The organism is Streptomyces sp. NPDC050704 (genome assembly GCF_040654355.1).
GTDB lineage: Bacteria > Actinomycetota > Actinomycetes > Streptomycetales > Streptomycetaceae > Streptomyces.
In genome coordinates, this window is record NZ_JBFAHW010000017.1 from 83972 (window position 1) to 100972 (window position 17001).

The following is a 17001-nucleotide window of genomic DNA, read 5'->3' on the forward strand; positions in this document are numbered from 1 at the left end:
AGGGTCAGGGGTCAGCGGACGCTGACGTCCAACGCCCCAAGTCCCGCCCTGCGTACGGCGATCGACCCGTACGGTGTACGCAGCCTGAGCCACGCGCCCGACGAGAGCAGCCTCAACACGGCCTCGTCGGGCGCGTCGGGCGCGGCCGTGCGTGGCGGCCGCAGGAATCCCAGCGACTGCGCCGCGTGCGCGGCCCGCACCGGCAGGTCCGTGTCCCCGACCGGCCGAGACCAGATCTCCCGCCCGATCCGGTCGAGCGCTGCCCGGGTGCGTTCTTCGGGCGCCAACTCATCGATGCGCGACCGGAATTCGGCGACCACCGCGGTCACCATCGCGCGCACCGCGGCCGGCGCGGGCAGCCCCGGCTCCGGCCGCCAGCCGCCACGCGGCGGCAGCACCCCGGCCCACGGCGGACCGGTGACGGCGGCGGGCACGTTCGCCGTGGCCGCCGACTCGTCGATTGACTCCAGGAGTTCACCGGCCGAGACGGTCACGTCGAGCGTGTCGTCGAGCCCGTCCTCGTACGGCTTCGCGAGCCGCGCCGTACGGATCGCGAGCACCTCGAACGACGGCGGCCTGCCGAACACCGCGAGCGTCTGCCCCGACGCCTGCAGCCGTACCGCGGCCGCGCGGTCGTAGTGGATCAGCCGGGCCAGGAAGGCGGAGAGGTCCGCCACCTCCCCCTCGTCGACGAGGTGCAGGACCGTCATGCCGCGACGGCCCCCGCAGGATCGTCCTCGTCGTCCGCGTACTCCTCCAGGAACGACCGCTCCTCAGCGGTGATCCGGCGCGGCCGCTGCGCCTCGAAGTCGAACGGCACTATCACCGTCTGGGCGCGGACATACACCTGGTCCGGGTCCTTGACCTCGTAGGCGATGGTGAACGACGCCGCTCTTATCCGCGTGACCCACAGCTCGATGTCCACCGGCGCGTGCCGGTGCGTCAACTGCCGCTTGTAGTCGATCTCATGGCGCGCCACCACGGACCCCTGCTGGAAATCCTTGTCCGGGCGGAACAGGAAGTCGATACGCGCCTCCTCCAGATAGCGGAGGAAGACCACGTTGTTGATGTGGCCGTACGCGTCCATGTCCGCCCAGCGCAGCGGGCAGCGGTAGATGTGCCGCAAGATCAGTCCCGGGTCAGCTTCTTGTAGGTGGCGCGGTGCGGACGCGCGGCGTCCGGTCCGAGCCGCTCGATCTTGTTCTTCTCGTACGACTCGAAGTTGCCCTCGAACCAGAACCACTTGGAGTCGCCCTCGTACGCGAGGATGTGCGTCGCGACTCGGTCGAGGAACCACCGGTCGTGGGAGACGACCACCGCGGCACCCGGGAACTCGAGCAGCGCGTTCTCGAGCGAGGACAGGGTCTCGACGTCGAGGTCGTTGGTCGGCTCGTCGAGGAGCAGCAGGTTGCCGCCCTGCTTGAGGGTCAGCGCGAGGTTCAGGCGGTTGCGCTCACCACCGGAGAGGACACCGGCCGGCTTCTGCTGGTCCGGGCCCTTGAACCCGAAGGCGGACACGTACGCGCGGGACGGCATCTCGACCTGGCCCACGTTGATGTAGTCCAGCTCGTCGGAGACGACGGCCCACAGCGACTTCTTCGGGTCGATGTTCTCGCGGGTCTGGTCGACGTACGAGATCTTGACGGTCTCGCCGACCTTGATCTCGCCGGAGTCCGGCGTCTCCAGGCCCTGGATCATCTTGAAGAGGGTGGTCTTGCCGGCACCGTTCGGGCCGATGACGCCGACGATCCCGTTACGCGGCAGCGTGAACGAGAGGTCGTCGATGAGGACCTTGTCGCCGAAGCCCTTGGAGAGCTTGCTGACCTCGACGACGATGCTGCCGAGCCGCGGGCCCGGCGGGATCTGGATCTCCTCGAAGTCCAGCTTCCGCATCTTGTCCGCCTCGGCGGCCATCTCCTCGTAACGGGTGAGCCGCGCCTTGGACTTGGCCTGCCGGCCCTTGGCGTTGGACCGCACCCACTCGAGCTCTTCCTTGAGCCGCTTGGCGCGCTTGGCGTCCTTCTGGCCCTCGACCTTGAGGCGGGACTGCTTCTTCTCCAGGTACACGGAGTAGTTGCCCTCGTAGCCGATGGCACGGCCGCGGTCGAGCTCCAGGATCCAGCCCGCGACGTTGTCGAGGAAGTACCGGTCGTGGGTGACGGCTACGACGGTGCCGTCGTACTTCGCGAGGTGCTGCTCCAGCCACTGCACGGACTCGGCGTCCAGGTGGTTGGTGGGCTCGTCGAGCAGCAGCAGGTCGGGCGCTTCGAGCAGCAGCTTGCAGAGCGCGACGCGGCGCTTCTCGCCACCGGAGAGGTTGGTGACCGGCCAGTCACCGGGCGGGCAGCCCAGCGCGTCCATGGCCTGCTCCAGCTGCGTGTCCAGGTCCCACGCCTTGGCATGGTCCAGGTCGTCCTGGAGCTTGCCCATCTCCTCCATCAGCGCGTCCGAGTAGTCGGTCGCCATGAGCTCGGCGACCTCGTTGAAGCGGTGCAGCTTGCCCATGATCTCGGCAGCGCCGTCCTGCACGTTCTGCAGAACCGTCTTCGACTCGTCCAGCGGCGGCTCCTGCAGCAGCATGCCGACGGAGTAGCCCGGCGACAGGAACGCGTCACCGTTCGACGGCTGCTCAAGGCCCGCCATGATCTTCAGCACGGTCGACTTACCGGCACCGTTCGGACCGACGACGCCGATCTTCGCTCCCGGCAGGAAGTTCAGGGTGACGTCATCGAGAATCACCTTGTCGCCGTGCGCCTTGCGCGTCTTGCGCATGGTGTAGATGTACTCAGCCAAGAGAAACCGTCCGGACGCTTGAAATCGGCAGTGGGCAGATACACCCCATCTTGCCGTACGGCCACCCCTCGGCGGAAACCAGTACTTCGGCGCACCCCCGGCCCACCCGCCCTCAACTCGCGCTATGTAGTCGGCTCGTCACCATTTGTCGCGGCAAGCGTCACCGGGCGGCGAGCCGAACGGTCAGCGAGCTGTCACTCACTGTCCAGTTGTCAAGGTGCTGTTTCTGCTGTGCGCCCAGTCCTGCTCTTCCGTGAGCCGGGTCCTGTTCTTCCCCGGGCTCAGTCCTGCGTCGGCGTCTTCTTCTTGCGGACGAGGACCACCGCGGCGCCGCCGACCACGACGAGGGCGATGGCGACCCCCGCTATCACCGGGGTGGCGCTGGAGGCGCCGGTCTCGGCCAGGTCGGTGGTCGCGGTGGCGGTGCCGCCGCCGAGCGTGGCCGGGCTGGGCTCGCTCAGTGTCTGGGTCGTCTTGCCGACGGCGCTGCTCTGCGTCTGGCAGTCGAGTACGCCCGCGATCCGCTTCTCGTAGCCGTGCGGTCCCTTGATCGTGAAGTCGTACGGCTGGTCCTCCTGCAACGGGACCGTCACCGTCTGCGACGCGCCCGCCTCCACGGTGTGCTCGAAGCCCATCAGCTCGAAGGTGAAGGGCTCGTCGCCCTCGTTGGTCGCCGTGATGTCCACGCCGCCCTTGGCGCAGTTCTTCTCGGCCGACAGTGCGGGTATCGCACCCGTCTTCGCCCAGTTCGCGGTGGCCGTCGCGGAGACCGTGGACTCGCTGGAGCCGGCCAGGATCTGGGTCTGACTCCTGGTCTCGGAGGCGAAGGCCCGGCCGACCGGCACCGTGGTCGAGGCCTGCACCGTCAGCGTGGCCGAACCGGCCGCGGCGCCCTTGGGGACGTCGAAGAACAGCTCGCTGCCATCGGCCGCGGACGTGATCTTCTCGCCGTCCCTGTCGACGACCTTCACCCCGTTCGCCGCGTCGGCGGGCGGCGTCACCGTCGCGCCGGCCGCGTTGGTGTGCACCGTGACAGGGCCGAGCAGCTCACCGGTGGCGCCGGAGACCGCGGGCGGATCCAGGGTCAGTGAGGCCTTGGGCTCCGCGAGGTTCCGCGCGCTCCGCTGCAGATAGTCGGCGAGCCGCTCCGCCCGCGGGTCCACGGCGTCCACGTCGGCACCGTCCGAGTACCGCCAGATCGCCACCTGGGTGGCGACCGCCGCGTCCTGCTCGGTGAGGCCGCTCACGCCCGCCTTCACGCCCAACGCGGCCAGGTCGTTCACCTGCGGGTAGGAGTTCTGCAGGATCCAGCGGATCCGGCCCGCGTCGGGGTTGCCGTTCAGCGACGTACCGCTCCAGGGCGTCTCCTGGTATCTGGCGTCCTTCTGCGTCGGATTGTGTATGTCGACGCAGTAGGTCTGCAGAGTGCCGCCGTTGTCGACGGACATCTCGAACAGCCCCGCGGACACATGCTTGTCCTCGCCGTTCTCGTGGATGACGGCGGGTCCGGACGTCTTCAGGCCACCTATGGTGGCGGTCGCGCCGCCGTGGCTCTGGGGGGACTCGTCGGCGACGGCCGTACCTGTGACAGCCATGACGCTCACGGCGACGAGTCCGGACACCAGCGCCGCCGCGGCGAGGCGGGCGGCCCCTCGCCCGTGCGCGGGCGACGCAGAGAACGAAGAAAACACAGAATTCCCCTTCGAGCAGGACCCGTTGACGTGGGGGGTTACGGTCCCACCAGCAGAATCAGAAGCCCCGAGAGCTATGCCCGGCATCCTAGGGACGGGGCGCATCGCCCTCCCCGGTCCTGCCGTCGGATAAGCGATCCGACTCGGAATCGTTATCGCCAAGACCCCGCGTGAGCAGGGCTTATCGACAAATCCACGAGGACCGTTCGGAACGCATTCGCCGATAAGCCACACTTCGGTCAGGCGGTGGACGTGTTACCTGACATCACGTCACCAGAACGGGTTCCCGCTGCTGTTGAGCTTCCTCGACCGGCTGAACCCCTGGCACCGTCTCCCAGCTGGGCTCCGGCCGGGCCGGTGTGTCCGGGGGTGCTGTTGCCGCCTCCCCCTTGTACGCCCGCCGGAAGGCCGCGGTGCCGCGCGCCAGATCGTGGCCGATCGCCGACGCCTCGATGTCCACGTCTGTCCGCGACTGCCCGTCGCGCTGTTCGGAGCGGATCTTCAGCCTCCCGCGCACCACCAGCGGATCGCCCACCGACACGGAGCCCTGCACATTCGTCGCGAGCGCACGGTTGGCCCACACCGTGAAGAAGTTGGTGTGCCCGTCCTTCCACGTGTCCTTCTCACGGTCCCAGTACCGCTGTGTCACGGCCAGCCGGAACCTCGTCGACGGACCCGAAGCCGTCTCCCGGTACACCGGCTGCGTGGCCACGTTCCCCACCACACACACCATCGTCTCGTTCATCGCGAACCCCTCCCTTGCCCACACGTACGGGCCCGTCCCGTACGGCTGCGTCTGCGTCTGCCGCAGCGACCGTGTCGTGATCGCCGCGAACCCAGACTGCCTCCGCCGGCCCGAGCCCGCTGAGCGCTGTGGGCTACCGCCCGGTTGTGGACAACGCCGTCACCGGAACGAGGGGCGCCCCACCGACAACGAGACACTTCGTCCCATCAGCGAGGCACTTCGTCCCATCGAAGCGGCGCCCGTCACCCCGCCGAGACCCCGACCCCCGTGACCCGCACGTACTGCTCCCGCACCTCCCGATACCGCAGCAACTCCGCCGCGACCGGATCGAGAACCCGCGCCCGACCGCACCCCGACGCCGCCTCCCGCAGCCGCCGTTCCGCCTCCAGCCCGTACCGCCGGGCCGGCCCGCCCGCCGCCAGCCTGCAGGCCCACTCCACGCCCGGACCGCCCACGATGCCGATCACCATCAGCAGCACCGGCACCCCGAGATTCGGCGACATGAAGCCGATGACCTGGGCCACCAGCCAGAGCCCACCGATGACTTGGAGGATCGTCATGGATGCCTGGGCCAGCACGGCGACCGGCCACCAGCCGGGCCGGGGCGGCCGTCCGACCGGCGTGCCGGCCCGTACGGCCAGCTCGTCCAGAGCCTCACACAGCCCCTGAGAACCCCGTACGGCCGCCTCGCGCACCGCCTGCGCCCAGGGCGCGGGCAGGCCGTCGGACGCCTGCTCGGCCACCGTACGCACCGCCTGTTCGACGCGCTGGCGTGCCGTGACCTCCTCGTCGGCGTGCGCCCGCACGGAGATGCGTCCGGTCGGCGGTTCGCGCCGGTCCTGGTGCCAGCGCCAGAGCCGCAGCCACGGCGTGCCGCACGCGCGGTTCGCGTTGCGGCGCCACGCGCGCTCCGCCGCGTCGCCCGCCGCCGTGGCGCCGACCGCGTCCGCGAGCCGGTCCGCGAACTCGTCGCGCGCCTCCTCACTGAGCCCGGCCAGCCGCCGGTTCGCGTAGACGGGCCACAGCCGTGCCGCGGCCGCGTCCACGTCGGCGGAGATCCGGCGCGCCGCGGCTCCCCGCTCGCCCACGAAGTGGCCGAGCACCTCGCGCAGTTCAGCGATGCCGTCCCCGGTGAGCGCGGACAGCGCGAGGACGGTCGCGCCCGGCTCGCCGTACTCGCCGAGCGCGATCCCGTCCTCGTCGAGGAGTCGCCGCAGGTCGTCGAGGACCTGGTCGGCGGCCTCTCCGGGGAGCCGGTCGATCTGGTTGAGCACTACGAAGGTGACCTCCGCGTGTCCCGCCATGGGCCGCAGATAGCGCTCGTGCAGCACGGCGTCGGCGTACTTCTCCGGGTCGACGACCCAGATGACGGCGTCGACGAGTGCCAGGACGCGGTCCACCTGTTCGCGGTGCTGGACGGCCGCGGAGTCGTGGTCGGGCAGGTCGACCAGGACCAGCCCGCGCAACTGCGCCTCGGCCTCCGCGCTCTGCAACGGGCGCCGACGCAGCCGTCCGGGGATGCCGAGCCGGTCGATGAGGGTCGCGGCGCCGTCGCTCCAACTGCACGCGATCGGCGCGGCGGTGGTCGGCCTGCGCACTCCGGTCTCCGAAATGGCCACTCCGGCGAGCGCGTTGAAGAGCTGCGACTTGCCGCTGCCGGTGGCCCCGGCGATGGCGACGACGGTGTGCTGCCCGGAGAGCCTGCGCCGTGCCGCCGCCTCGTCGAGGATCTGTCCCGCCTCGGCGAGCGTCCGGCTGTCGAGGCGGGTGCGGGAGAGCCCCACCAGCTCACGCAGCGCGTCGAGACGGGACCGTAGCGGCCCGTCGTACGCGAGCGGGATCACGGCCGGCGGCCGGTATTCCACGACCGCCTCCGGTACGGGCCGGGCGTGTCCCTCGGCCGTGGCGGACACGCGCCGCGCGATCAGCCCGTCGTCCCAGACGCTTCCGGAGTCCGCGGAATCCGACGAATCTGCGGAGCTTGCGGAGTCCGTAGACTCCCTGGACTCCCTGGCAGCGGACTCCCCGGCACCGGCACCCTTGTCGGTCTCCACGCGCGTGTCCCCTGAATCGCCCGCCTCCTTGTGGGCGTCGCGGGCGTGAGCGTCGCGGGCGTCATGGGCATCGCGGCCGGATGTGCGTACGGGCGCGGAATCGCCCTCCACGCGCGCGTGCCCACCGTCCTGGTGGTGCTCGCGTCCCTCGTCGTCGTCTTCTGGGTGGTCGGCGTGATCCGTGTGGTCCGAGACGGCAGTCACCGCGGTCACCTCTCTTTCTGCAGTACGGACAGCGCGGCGATGAGTTCGGCCTGCGGTTCCGGGCGTACGTCGAGTGCGTCGAGGGGAGCGAGCCGCCGCTCCCGCTCGGTGTGCAGCGCCCGGTCGAGATAGTCGGTGAGCAGCCGACCGCCCTTGTCGCGCAGCCGCAGAGCGCCATGGGCCCCGATCCGCTCGGCGAGCCCTTCACCCGCGGCACGGGCCCGCCGCCCGCCCAGGAGCGCCGTGGCGACCAGCGCGGCCACCACCTCGGCGTCCGGTGCGACGCTCTTCTCCAAGTCGCGCACCTCGTCCTCGGCGTACTCCTCGAGGACCCGGCGCCAGCGTCGTACGGCCATCCCGATGCGGTGCTCGGCGCTCTCCGGCGCCGGTTCACGGTCTGCCAGCCCCGGTGCGCTCGCGGCGGGTTCACGCCGCCAGGCCTCGTCGATGCGTTCGTCGGCGGCGGTGACGGCGCACAGCACGAGCGCGGCCAGGCTCTCCGCGAGCGCGTCGAGCAGTTCACCGGGGGTGCAGTCCAGCGGGTAGCTGCGCCACCGTTTGAGTGCGTCACCGGCGAGCACCGCCCCGGCCTGCAGACGGCCCCTCACGCGCGCGTACTCGCTGTCGTACGCCCCGTCGACGGCCGCGGTGAGCCGCAGCGCGGCGGCGTACTGCGCGGCCGCCGCACCGGCCAGCTCGGGCATCCGCGACTTCAGCGAGTCGAGCACCCCGTACGCCGTACGCGCCATCACCTGCTGCCGGGCCGCCGGATCCTGCGCCTGCTGGGTGAGCCAGGCCCGCAACGGTGCCACCGCGGTGGCCGGAAGCAGCCCTCCGCCCCACGCGGACTCGGGCAACTCGGGCACGGTGAACCGGGGTACGTCGCCGAGCCCGGCCTTGGCGAGCAGCGCCCCGTACTGGCGCGACACCTCCGACAGCACCTGGTGGGGCACCCGGTCGAGCACCGTGACGAGGGTGGCGTCGTGTTCTTTGGCGGTACGCAGCAGATGCCAGGGCACGGCGTCGGCGTACCGGGCGGCCGTCGTGACCATGACCCAGATGTCGGCCGCGCAGATGAGTTCGGCGGCGAGCACCCGGTTGTCGGCCACCAGGGAGTCGACGTCGGGCGCGTCGAGGAGGGCGAGCCCGCGCGGGAGGGTGTCGGCGGTCTGGATGCGCAGCACGCGCGTGCCGTCCTCTCCCGGCAGCAGTGGGTCCTCCGTGTCGTCGTGTTCGGGCACCCACACGCGCGTGAGGTCGGGCAGTACGCGCATCCCGCTGAACCAGTGATGGTCCTCCGGATGGCACACGAGCACCGGCGTACGGGTCGTGGGCCGCAGTACCCCGGCTTCGCTGACCCGGCGTCCCACCAGGGAATTGACCAGAGTCGACTTGCCGGCTCCGGTGGATCCCCCGATCACGGCGAGCAAGGGCGCTTCGGGCTCTCTCAAGCGGGGCACCAAATAATCGTCGAGCTGCGCCAGGAGTTCGTCGCGGTTGGCACGCGCGCGTGGAGCCCCCGCCAGGGGCAGCGGGAAGCGTGCGGCGGCGACACGGTCGCGCAGGGCGGAGAGTGCGTCGAGCAGCTGAGGCCGTACGTCCAAGGTCACCACATGCGAAGAATGCCCAACTTTGGAGGCTTTCTGAAGCATATGGGCATGTCTGCGCGCCGATCGGACACATGGGATGGAAGGGGCGAGTGGGGCGCAGGCATAACGAGTGCACAACACCCGGGGCGCGAGACGCCAAAAGCGATGCACGATTCGTACCTGCCTGCGATTATCAGGACCGCTTCACCGAACCTCCACATCGAGCCACGGAGGGGAAGCACAAGGGACAGGGACCCGGGAGCCCTATCCTTGTCCCCGGCAAGGTCACGGACCCGCCCACACCCGGGCACCAGCACCACAGGCCACCACACCCGGCCCCCGTAGCTCAGTGGATAGAGCAGGCGCCTTCTAAGCGCTTGGCCGCAGGTTCGAGTCCTGCCGGGGGCGCTCCGCAGAAGGTTGGCGGCGGCGTCTTCCTCTCCGCTGCCATTCCTTCCTCCTCAGTCGTCTCGCTCGTTCGGGGCGTTTCTTCCTGCCAGCCGGGCAGGAGGCCCGCCGTATCGGCGATAGCGGTAATGCTGCCACCGGTCAGCGTGACGCGGCAGACGGCCAATTCCGTCCTGTGGTCATAGCGGATCTCCAAGCGGAGGATCTCGAAGAGGCGGCGCGACAGCGCGTCCGGCGCAGCGGTCAGGTCGACCGAGGTGACCGGCAGCCCGGTGAGAAGTTCCGGGTTCGGCGTCTCCCGGATCTCGGCTTCCAGTCCGGCCAGTTGCCGCTCCAGATCCAGCTGCTGTCCGTGGAGTTCGGCGCGGCGCTCGTTGAGGTCCCGGATGAAGTTCCGGTCGGGGTTGTCGACGAGTTCCAGGCCACGGAGGAGCCGCTTGCTCTTCGCCTCGGCCTCGGCGATGGCCCGGCGCAGAGACACCGCCCGGGCCTCTCGTTCGTGCTCGGTGGCGGCGTCCATCTGGTCCAAGGCTTCGGTGAGCAGGTCGCGCCGGTATTCGCCGAACACCCGGTCGGACAGGAAGATGCTGAGTCCTCGGAGCATGCCCGCCTCCGGCACCCAGATGCTCGCCGGGTGATCTGCGGGCCGGTACGGCTTCTTCGGCGCGCAGACGTAGTAATTGAGGCCCTTGCTCGGCTTGCCGTAGAAGCGGCGCTCGCACCGGGTGCAGAACACGAAACCGCGCAGCCGGTAGATCCGCTGCGCCTGCGGATGCCGGCTCGCTCCGGCGGCGCTACGGGAGCGTTCGCGGTGTTCGGCGACCTGCTGGGCCTGGACGAACGTTTCGAGGTCCACCAGTGCCTCGTGGGTGGGCTCGGTCGACCACACCCACTCCTCCACCGGGTTGGGCCGGTTGCGTCCACCGCCCTTGCGGGCCCGCCGGTTCCAGACCATGTGCCCGGTGTGCTTCGGGTTGGTGAGCACGTCGCGGACGCTGGAGTACGTCCAGTAGCCGACCGCGGTGTCCGCCAGGATCGGCGACGGGGGCGGGTTGAGAGCCGGGTCCCGGTTCAGCCGGTCCGCGATCGCCTGGTAGCTGAGGCGTTCCACGACTCGCCAGTGGAACATTCTCCGCACCACCGGGCCCTCGACGGGGTGGACCTCCAGCAGGGTTTTCCTGACCCCTTTGGCGCGCTTGGCGGGGACCGGATGCGGGATCGGCCTGGCCCGGTAGCCGTAGCACGGCTTGCCGATGTTGTAGCCCTGCTCGGTGTGCATCTCGAAGCCCGCCCAGGACTTCTCCAGCATCTCGGTGACGTACCACTCGGCCACGCCCTGCTTCATCCGGCGGGTGAGGACCTGGGTGGCGGCCTTGGCCTTGCGAGGGCCGACATCGAGGCGGATCGGCTCGTCCGCTGCGAGCAGGGGCACGCCGGCCTGTTCCAGTTGGTATTCGATCCTGGTGCTGAAGTAGGTGGTACGTGCGATCCGGTCGATCGCTTCGCAGATCACCGCGTCGAAGCGTCGGTCGGGCCGCTGCGCCTCCTCCAGGAGGTCCTGGATGCTGCCGTCTCGCGGGATCGAGATCTGGAACGCCTCGTGCGCGGTGCCGTGGCCGCGGGCATCCAGAGCCATGCGCCCGGACTCCACGTCGTAGAAGTGGGCGACGATCGCCGCGTTCTCGGGCAGGGCGGCCCGGCTGTTGCGCAGTTGCCGCGGCAGGGAAAGCGTGGGGTCCTGGAGATCACGGGTGGAGGTGCGGCCCAGCCATGCCACCCGGATCAGCTGGGATCGCGTCCCGGCTGCCGCTTCTGCTCTTCCGGATCCCCGCTCGATCCAGGCTCGGATCGCCTCTGGGCCACCCATTCCACGACCTCCCCTATCACCTGCGCCTGTTCGCGGCGGAGCCGGGCGCCCTCCGGACCATCCAGAACCTGGATCTCGAAGACCATCCGGACCCGCTCGCCGGGGGCGAAGCGTCCGCCCGCCGACCGGTCGGGGCGCTCGGCGGCGGCCTCAGCCATGGCCTCGAAGCCCGTCATTCCGGTTTCCCGCACTGTGCAGCCATGCGGGAACAGATCCAGGAGACGGGGATGCCCAATCGACGGAAACGAGATTCGATGCCGAAGGGCCTGGCACGGAGACCGTTTGTCGCCTGACTGGGTCTACACCGCGTCGGCGGGGCGGAGAACCCAGAGTAATACTCAACAACCTTTGCCGGGGAGGCCCTTGGCTTGCTTGAGGGCGGGTGCGCGTGTTCATCGCTCGTCCCTTGCGCCTGGCAGCGGTGGGATGAATAGCAGCAGGTCCGCATACGTCTGATCCGGCGCGCCCGGTACCGCGACCTGGTCGAGCTGGACCAGCCCGACGCGGTGGGCAATACCCGCCAAGAAGTCGGCGAGGCCGGTCGGGCCATCGCAGCCGCGGTGACTGTACGTGAGGAAGGCAAGGAGCCCAGCGCGCCCGAGGAGCTCATTCCAAGGAACATGATCGGCCCAGGCCGCGGACCGTGAGTCCACGTAGGCGATCACGGTGTCGAAGCGCTCGGGGCCGACCGCGTCGGACTCCGGTCGATGCACCGGAGTCCGGTGTGCGACTGCGCCCGGCGGCTGCGGGTCCGAAGGGGGATGTGTCGGTCCGTAGACGGACTCGGGCTCGGTCGGATCCTCGGTACAGGGAGTGCCGAAGTGGCGCGCAAGGTCGACCCTGCGCGTCTCCACGGTCCTGCCCAGTCGTGTGGCCGACTCCGCGGCCCGCTTCAGTGCGGCGAGACGGACTGCTTGAGCCACGTCCGAGCGCGAGGCCAGCAGGAGCACGCGGTCACTTGGCCGGCTGTAGCGAGCGATGACGTCGAGGACGCCGTCGGTCAGCCAGGTTGCGTCTCCCCTGCTGCCAGGCCGGTCCGGTTGCGGCATGAGCCACTCCTCTTCGGGCGAAGTGTTCTGTCGCTACAAGAGGCCTGAAATCGGCCGCGTTTTCGACACCGCTCCATCCTTTGGGCGCGATCGCTTGTGCTGCTACTCACCGCAAAGCCCTACAGGCAGGTACCGAAACAACACCTACTTGGAGGCTCTTCACGATCCAGGGTGTAGCCGCGGCCTGAAGCCGCCGGCTTCGAGTCGTGATTGGGCGATGTAGTTGGTGAGGCTCCGGAAGCCGAGCGCGGGGCTGCGCAAGTGCCCGCGCCTGCCGTTGATCGCCTCGGCGGGGCCGTTGCCGGTGCAGGGGCAGGCGAAGTAGGCCAGGACGTCGGCGGGACGAGTTCGCTCAACGCTGCGGGCGCGCCGGTGGCGACCGCGTCGATGACCGTCTTCATGCGCTCGCGCCAGCGGGCACGTTCAAGGTGCCGGTAGGCGGCGATCATGCGCTGGTCAGATGCCCCAGGTCGCCTCGACCTCGACGTGCTCTTGGACGGCGAACAGGGCCGTGATCCGCTCGTGCCGGCGTTCGGTGAGCCCGTCGGCGCCGGTGCGCAGGGTGCGTCGGCCTCTACAGCGGATCGGTTGCCCGTGCTGTTGCTGGACGCGGCGGCGGCCCTCGTCCAGCTCCAATCGCTGCCTGATCATCTCCAGGCCGAGCTCATCGAGGCGCCAGAACGTAGTCGGGTCAGGACAGGCGAAGATAGCGTCAGGCACGTCAAGGTCTTCCAGATGGGCAGTGTGAGAACTTCCCTCACTGGAGGACCTCGCCCCCCACCCGGCCACCGCCGCGCACACCGCCCACACCCTCAACTGCGAAGAGCCACTTCAGGAGCCGACGATGGATGACGACCTTCAGCTGATCAGCGACGGCGATGGCCTGGCGGTCATCGGAAGTCCGACGGCTGTCGAGCGCTTCCTCGTCTCCGAAGGACTGCCGTCGAAGGACCTCGGACTGCCAAGGCTCGGATCCACCCTCAGTGCCGTGGCCGGAGCCGCGCAGACAGGTTCCGAGATTGCAGCCGGCTCGGGTCGCTGGGTGAAATTGACCGAGCAGTCCGCGCAAGCTCTCAAGAAGTACGAGCTGATGAAAGGTTCGCACGCGGATGTCAGCCGTGCCGTGCTGACAAAGGACGGCAAGATCAAGGGCCTCCTCGAACTGGCGAGGACGCCCGGCTCGTTTCTGACCAATCCGGCGCGTCTGGCGGGTGCCGCGGGGCTCATGGCGCAGCTTGCGATGCAGCAGACCATGGACGAGATCACCAACTATCTCGCCGCGATCGACGAGAAGGTCGACGACGTGCTCCGCGCTCAGCAGGACGCGGTGTTGGCGGACATGATCGGAGCGGGCTTCGTCATCGAGGAGGCCATGACCGTCCGGGAGCAGGTGGGTCGGGTCTCCGAGATCACGTGGCCGAAGGTGCAGGCCACGCCGATGACGATCGCGCGGACCCAAGCCTACGCGTTGCGCCAACTCGACGCGCTCGCCGAGAAGATGGAGCACAAGACCAAGATCGGTGATCTCGCCAAAGTGTCCAAGGACGCGGAGTCCATCGTTCGGGAGTGGCTCGCCGTTCTGGCTCGTTGCTTCCAACTGCACGACGCGATCGCCGTGCTCGAACTCGACCGCGTGCTGGATGCGTCTCCGGATGAGCTGGACAGCCATCGCCTCGCCCTTCGGGCTGCCCGGCAGAACCGGATGGAACTCATCTCACGGAGCACCGAGCGTCTGATGGCCCGCGTGGATGCGGCTGTCGGCACGGCCAACACGAAGGTGCTGCTGCACCCGACCGCGTCCCCGGCCGTGGTGCATTCGGGCAACCACGTCGCGATCGCCGTCGTCGACTTCCACGGCCGGCTCGGGATCGAGAACGGCCGACGGTCATTGGACGCGAGACGATGGGGGGACGCGGCCGCGGAGGCGAGGGACAGGGCGCTCGAGACGGGAGCAGAGGGCGTCAATGCCGCCAGACGTCTCGGTAGCGAGACCCTCGACCGAGCCAGATCCGTGACAGGCAACCTGTCCAGCGGGATCGCCGAGCGAGTGCTCCGTCGGCGCGGAAGCGACGAGGAAGACTGAGGCGTCGGCGCACGGGCGCCGACGGCGGACCGGTCGCTGCTGGAGGCTGGCGGATTCGGACCCCACCTGCACCTTCGATTCGTGGGGTCCCTCTGGGGGTGCTGCCGGCATGAGGACGCTCTTGTGAGACCACCAGTAGCAGCGACCACCTCTCGGACGATCTCTGTCAGCCAGCCGGTGTCGCGGTGTCTGTACGCCGGGTCATGTGGCTGCGACATCTCCGATCCCTCTTGTTCCTCGGCTGCGAGGTGCTCTGTCGCTTCAAGAGGCCGGGATTCGTCCTGGTTTTCGACACTGGCCGACGAGCTGGCGCGCTCGTGATCGACGTCGCGGCTGCTACCGACGTACTGAACAACTCCTAGAGCGCTACTAAATGGGCTGGTCAGCCCCTACTACGGCGTTACTAAGCGGTGCTTACGACCCTCCGCCCAGAGCCGTCTCACAACGGTGTCGCACGCCGCAATGAGACCGCCGCACCGTTAGACGCCAAAGCGGACCGCCGACGTTCTGCTTTAGGTGTCCGTTGCTCTTTTCTTGGCGGCGGGCGTGCTTGCTGGGGGCGTCATCACGTTCGCTCGCTCGTGAAGGAGGCGCCGCCATGTCAGGCAAACGGACTCGCGCCGACAAGACAGCGGGTACGCGCCCGGATCGACAGCTCCCGCTGGACATCGCCCGGGAGTGCTTCACCCTGCTGGTGACGGGCCCGCAGCCGCTGTCCTTGGACTGCCGCGACCTTCCTGGACTTCCCGATGGCCAGGTCCCGCTGGATGAGTTGCTCCGCCGGCTGCTCCGCGGCAACTGCCCGCGTGCGACGAAGGACGCCGTCTGGTCCGTGCTGGTGCGGCGCTCCCGGGCCGAGGGGGCCACCTGGACGCTGGCCTGCGCCGGGATGGCACTGCCCGCACTGGCCAAGGTCTCGGGCCAACTGACGGCGCGGTATCCCGCGGACCCGTACGACGTGCATGCCGAGGTGCTCTCCGGGTTCCTGGCGGCGCTGGCCACGGTGGATCTGGATCGGCCGCGTGTGCTCGTACGGCTGAAGTGGGCCGCGTACCGGCGGGGGTTCGCCGCGCTGTCCGAGGAGTTGGATGCGCCTACTCCCGTGGGGCCCGGATTCGAGTCCGCTCCGCCGAGGCATCCGTGGGGGCATCCCGATCTGGTGCTGGCCAGTGCGGTCCGGGCGGGAGTCCTGACCCGGACCGAGGCGGACCTGATCGGGAGTACGCGGCTGGATGAGGAGTCCGTCACCGACTGGGCGGTCGCGCACGGTGCCACCGTTGGCGCCGTCTACAAGGCCCGGCGCCGGGCCGAGTACCGACTGATCGAGTTCCTGCGGGAGGGGATCCGGACCGGCGGGGAGGAGGATCCGGTGGCCGGTGCCGCGATGGCGAATGTCGCGAGCCCTGCCACTCCGCGGCCCGGTCATCGGATGGCCCGGTCGTCACCGTCCGTATCCACACGGCTGGTTGGCGCTCGGCCCGGGATCGGAGCCGCGGTCTCGGCCGGCGTGTCCAAAGGCGCCGCGTAGGGCGGTCTTGTCGGGTGCGGGGGTTCCCCATCGGCTTCCGCGTCCGCTCGTTCCCTCCCGCCATCGGAGGTGCTCCAGATGTACCGGAAGTCTCTGCGCACAGCCCGGAAGCGGGCAGCCCGGTGGGCGCTGCTCGCCCTCCTCTCCGCCTCGATATCCGTGTTCTGCGCCTCGTCCGCGCACGCAGTGGAAACCGGACCCGGCCAGCTGCTGGCGTTGGCCGAGTCCGTCAACGAGGTGCTGGACAACATCCGTAACTGGATCATGGGCATCCTCGCCGGGTTGGCGACGGTGTTCCTGACCGTTGGCGGAGTCCGCTACCTGATGGCCGGCGGGGACCCCGGGGAGGTCGAGAAGGCCAAGACCGCTTTCAAGAGCGCCGGGTGGGGCTACGGCCTGGCGGCTCTGGCACCGCTGGTCGTGGCGATCCTCAAGGGGATCGTCGGGGCGGAGGGGTGATGGCCTTCGGTGTGACCCCTCCGGTCTCGTTGCCCTACCGGGCCTGCCGCCCGCGACCGCGGAGCCGCACGAGGCGGTGGGGCACCGCGGTCGCGCTTGCGTGCGTGTTGCTGGCCGCGCTGGCGGGTGTGCACGCGGGGCGTGATGATCCCGCCCCCGCTCCTGTGACTGTCGGCCAGGGTCATGCAGCGTTGGTGGCAGTGCCGACCGTCGCACCGGTCGACGCCCCCGTTCCCTGCGTCGCTGACGGCTGCCGGTCTCAGCAGACTGCCCCTGCGTTCGCGGCCACCACCGTTTCGGCGGAGAGGCCGCACGCGGTCGGCGACGCCGCTCCTGTCGGCGTGGACGACTGGATCGCCGATGGCGTCGCCGCCGCCATCAACGCCTTCTTCAAAGGGCTGGTGCGCGCCGCGCTCAACCCACTGCTCGAACTCCTCGGGGACACGCTGCTCGCCACGCCCGATCCCACGACCCTGCCGGGCGTCCGTGACCTGTGGGACCACTCGTGGCAGATCACGATCGCCGTCTATG

12 protein-coding genes, 1 tRNA gene and 2 pseudogenes are annotated in these 17001 nt (G+C 69.5%); 4 read left to right on the top strand and 11 right to left on the bottom strand.

Annotation, left to right across the window (positions count from 1 at the left end; translation table 11 throughout):
• Positions 1-11: 11 nt before the first annotated feature.
• From AB0I18_RS12525 to AB0I18_RS12555, 7 genes are all read right to left on the bottom strand, one after another.
• The gene (locus tag AB0I18_RS12525; protein WP_363105407.1) at positions 12-710 is read right to left on the bottom strand and encodes a hypothetical protein; all 699 of its coding nucleotides are present in this window, start codon (positions 708-710) and stop codon (positions 12-14) included.
• A complete protein-coding gene (locus AB0I18_RS12530; protein ID WP_363105408.1) occupies positions 707-1126 on the bottom strand; it encodes a thioesterase family protein in 420 nt (139 codons plus the stop codon). The genes AB0I18_RS12525 and AB0I18_RS12530 overlap by 4 nt, the downstream gene beginning before the upstream one ends.
• 2 nt (positions 1127-1128) lie before the next feature.
• Complete coding sequence (gene ettA / locus AB0I18_RS12535; RefSeq protein ID WP_363105409.1) at positions 1129-2793, bottom strand: energy-dependent translational throttle protein EttA; 1665 nt, start codon at positions 2791-2793, stop codon at positions 1129-1131.
• A 281-nt stretch (positions 2794-3074) separates the two neighbouring features.
• Positions 3075-4484 carry a Cys-Gln thioester bond-forming surface protein gene (locus tag AB0I18_RS12540; protein ID WP_363105410.1) on the bottom strand — a complete coding sequence of 470 codons (1410 nt, stop codon included), beginning with the start codon at positions 4482-4484 and terminating at the stop codon, positions 3075-3077.
• Positions 4485-4749: 265 nt separating this feature from the next.
• Complete coding sequence (locus AB0I18_RS12545; RefSeq protein WP_363105411.1) at positions 4750-5229, bottom strand: single-stranded DNA-binding protein; 480 nt, start codon at positions 5227-5229, stop codon at positions 4750-4752.
• A 242-nt stretch (positions 5230-5471) separates the two neighbouring features.
• The gene (locus AB0I18_RS12550) at positions 5472-7496 is read right to left on the bottom strand and encodes a YfjP family GTPase (RefSeq protein WP_363105412.1); all 2025 of its coding nucleotides are present in this window, start codon (positions 7494-7496) and stop codon (positions 5472-5474) included.
• Complete coding sequence (locus AB0I18_RS12555; RefSeq protein ID WP_363105413.1) at positions 7493-9100, bottom strand: dynamin family protein; 1608 nt, start codon at positions 9098-9100, stop codon at positions 7493-7495. Before AB0I18_RS12555 ends, AB0I18_RS12550 begins: the two co-directional genes overlap by 4 nt.
• Positions 9101-9411: 311 nt before the next feature.
• Between AB0I18_RS12555 and AB0I18_RS12560 the strand changes: the two genes are divergently transcribed.
• A tRNA-Arg gene (locus AB0I18_RS12560) sits at positions 9412-9484 on the top strand.
• Between the two features lie 826 nt (positions 9485-10310).
• Here AB0I18_RS12560 and AB0I18_RS12565 read toward each other — a convergent pair.
• The 4 genes and pseudogenes from AB0I18_RS12565 to AB0I18_RS12580 all read right to left on the bottom strand — a co-directional run.
• Positions 10311-11351, bottom strand: a pseudogene (locus tag AB0I18_RS12565) (recombinase family protein); the annotation flags it as partial.
• Positions 11267-11527, bottom strand: coding sequence for a hypothetical protein (locus tag AB0I18_RS12570; protein ID WP_363105414.1), 261 nt, complete (start codon positions 11525-11527; stop codon positions 11267-11269). The gene AB0I18_RS12570 and the pseudogene AB0I18_RS12565, both read right to left, overlap by 85 nt.
• Positions 11528-11743: 216 nt before the next feature.
• Positions 11744-12400: a hypothetical protein gene (locus AB0I18_RS12575; protein ID WP_363105415.1), complete on the bottom strand. Its 657-nt coding sequence runs from the start codon at positions 12398-12400 to the stop codon at positions 11744-11746.
• Between the two features lie 159 nt (positions 12401-12559).
• A pseudogene (locus AB0I18_RS12580) lies at positions 12560-12970 on the bottom strand (transposase); the annotation flags it as partial.
• A 274-nt stretch (positions 12971-13244) separates the two neighbouring features.
• Between AB0I18_RS12580 and AB0I18_RS12585 the strand changes: the two are divergent.
• The 3 genes from AB0I18_RS12585 (at position 13245) to AB0I18_RS12595 (ending at position 16470) form a co-directional block, all read left to right on the top strand.
• Positions 13245-14483: a hypothetical protein gene (locus tag AB0I18_RS12585; protein ID WP_363105416.1), complete on the top strand. Its 1239-nt coding sequence runs from the start codon at positions 13245-13247 to the stop codon at positions 14481-14483.
• A 598-nt stretch (positions 14484-15081) separates the two neighbouring features.
• Complete coding sequence (locus AB0I18_RS12590; protein WP_363105418.1) at positions 15082-16011, top strand: hypothetical protein; 930 nt, start codon at positions 15082-15084, stop codon at positions 16009-16011.
• Between the two features lie 78 nt (positions 16012-16089).
• Positions 16090-16470 carry a pilin gene (locus AB0I18_RS12595; RefSeq protein ID WP_363105419.1) on the top strand — a complete coding sequence of 127 codons (381 nt, stop codon included), beginning with the start codon at positions 16090-16092 and terminating at the stop codon, positions 16468-16470.
• Positions 16471-17001: the final 531 nt, after the last annotated feature.

What these genes read in the sequence shown, in the direction of transcription:
- AB0I18_RS12525 (WP_363105407.1), bottom strand. Translation starts at nt 710, where the DNA reads ATGACGGTCCTGCACCTCGTCGACGAGGGGGAGGTGGCGGACCTCTCC.
- AB0I18_RS12545 (WP_363105411.1), bottom strand. Translation starts at nt 5,229, where the DNA reads ATGAACGAGACGATGGTGTGTGTGGTGGGGAACGTGGCCACGCAGCCG.
- AB0I18_RS12570 (WP_363105414.1), bottom strand. Translation starts at nt 11,527, where the DNA reads ATGACGGGCTTCGAGGCCATGGCTGAGGCCGCCGCCGAGCGCCCCGAC.
- AB0I18_RS12575 (WP_363105415.1), bottom strand. Translation starts at nt 12,400, where the DNA reads ATGCCGCAACCGGACCGGCCTGGCAGCAGGGGAGACGCAACCTGGCTG.
- AB0I18_RS12585 (WP_363105416.1), top strand. Translation starts at nt 13,245, where the DNA reads ATGGATGACGACCTTCAGCTGATCAGCGACGGCGATGGCCTGGCGGTC.
- AB0I18_RS12590 (WP_363105418.1), top strand. Translation starts at nt 15,082, where the DNA reads ATGTCAGGCAAACGGACTCGCGCCGACAAGACAGCGGGTACGCGCCCG.
- AB0I18_RS12595 (WP_363105419.1), top strand. Translation starts at nt 16,090, where the DNA reads ATGTACCGGAAGTCTCTGCGCACAGCCCGGAAGCGGGCAGCCCGGTGG.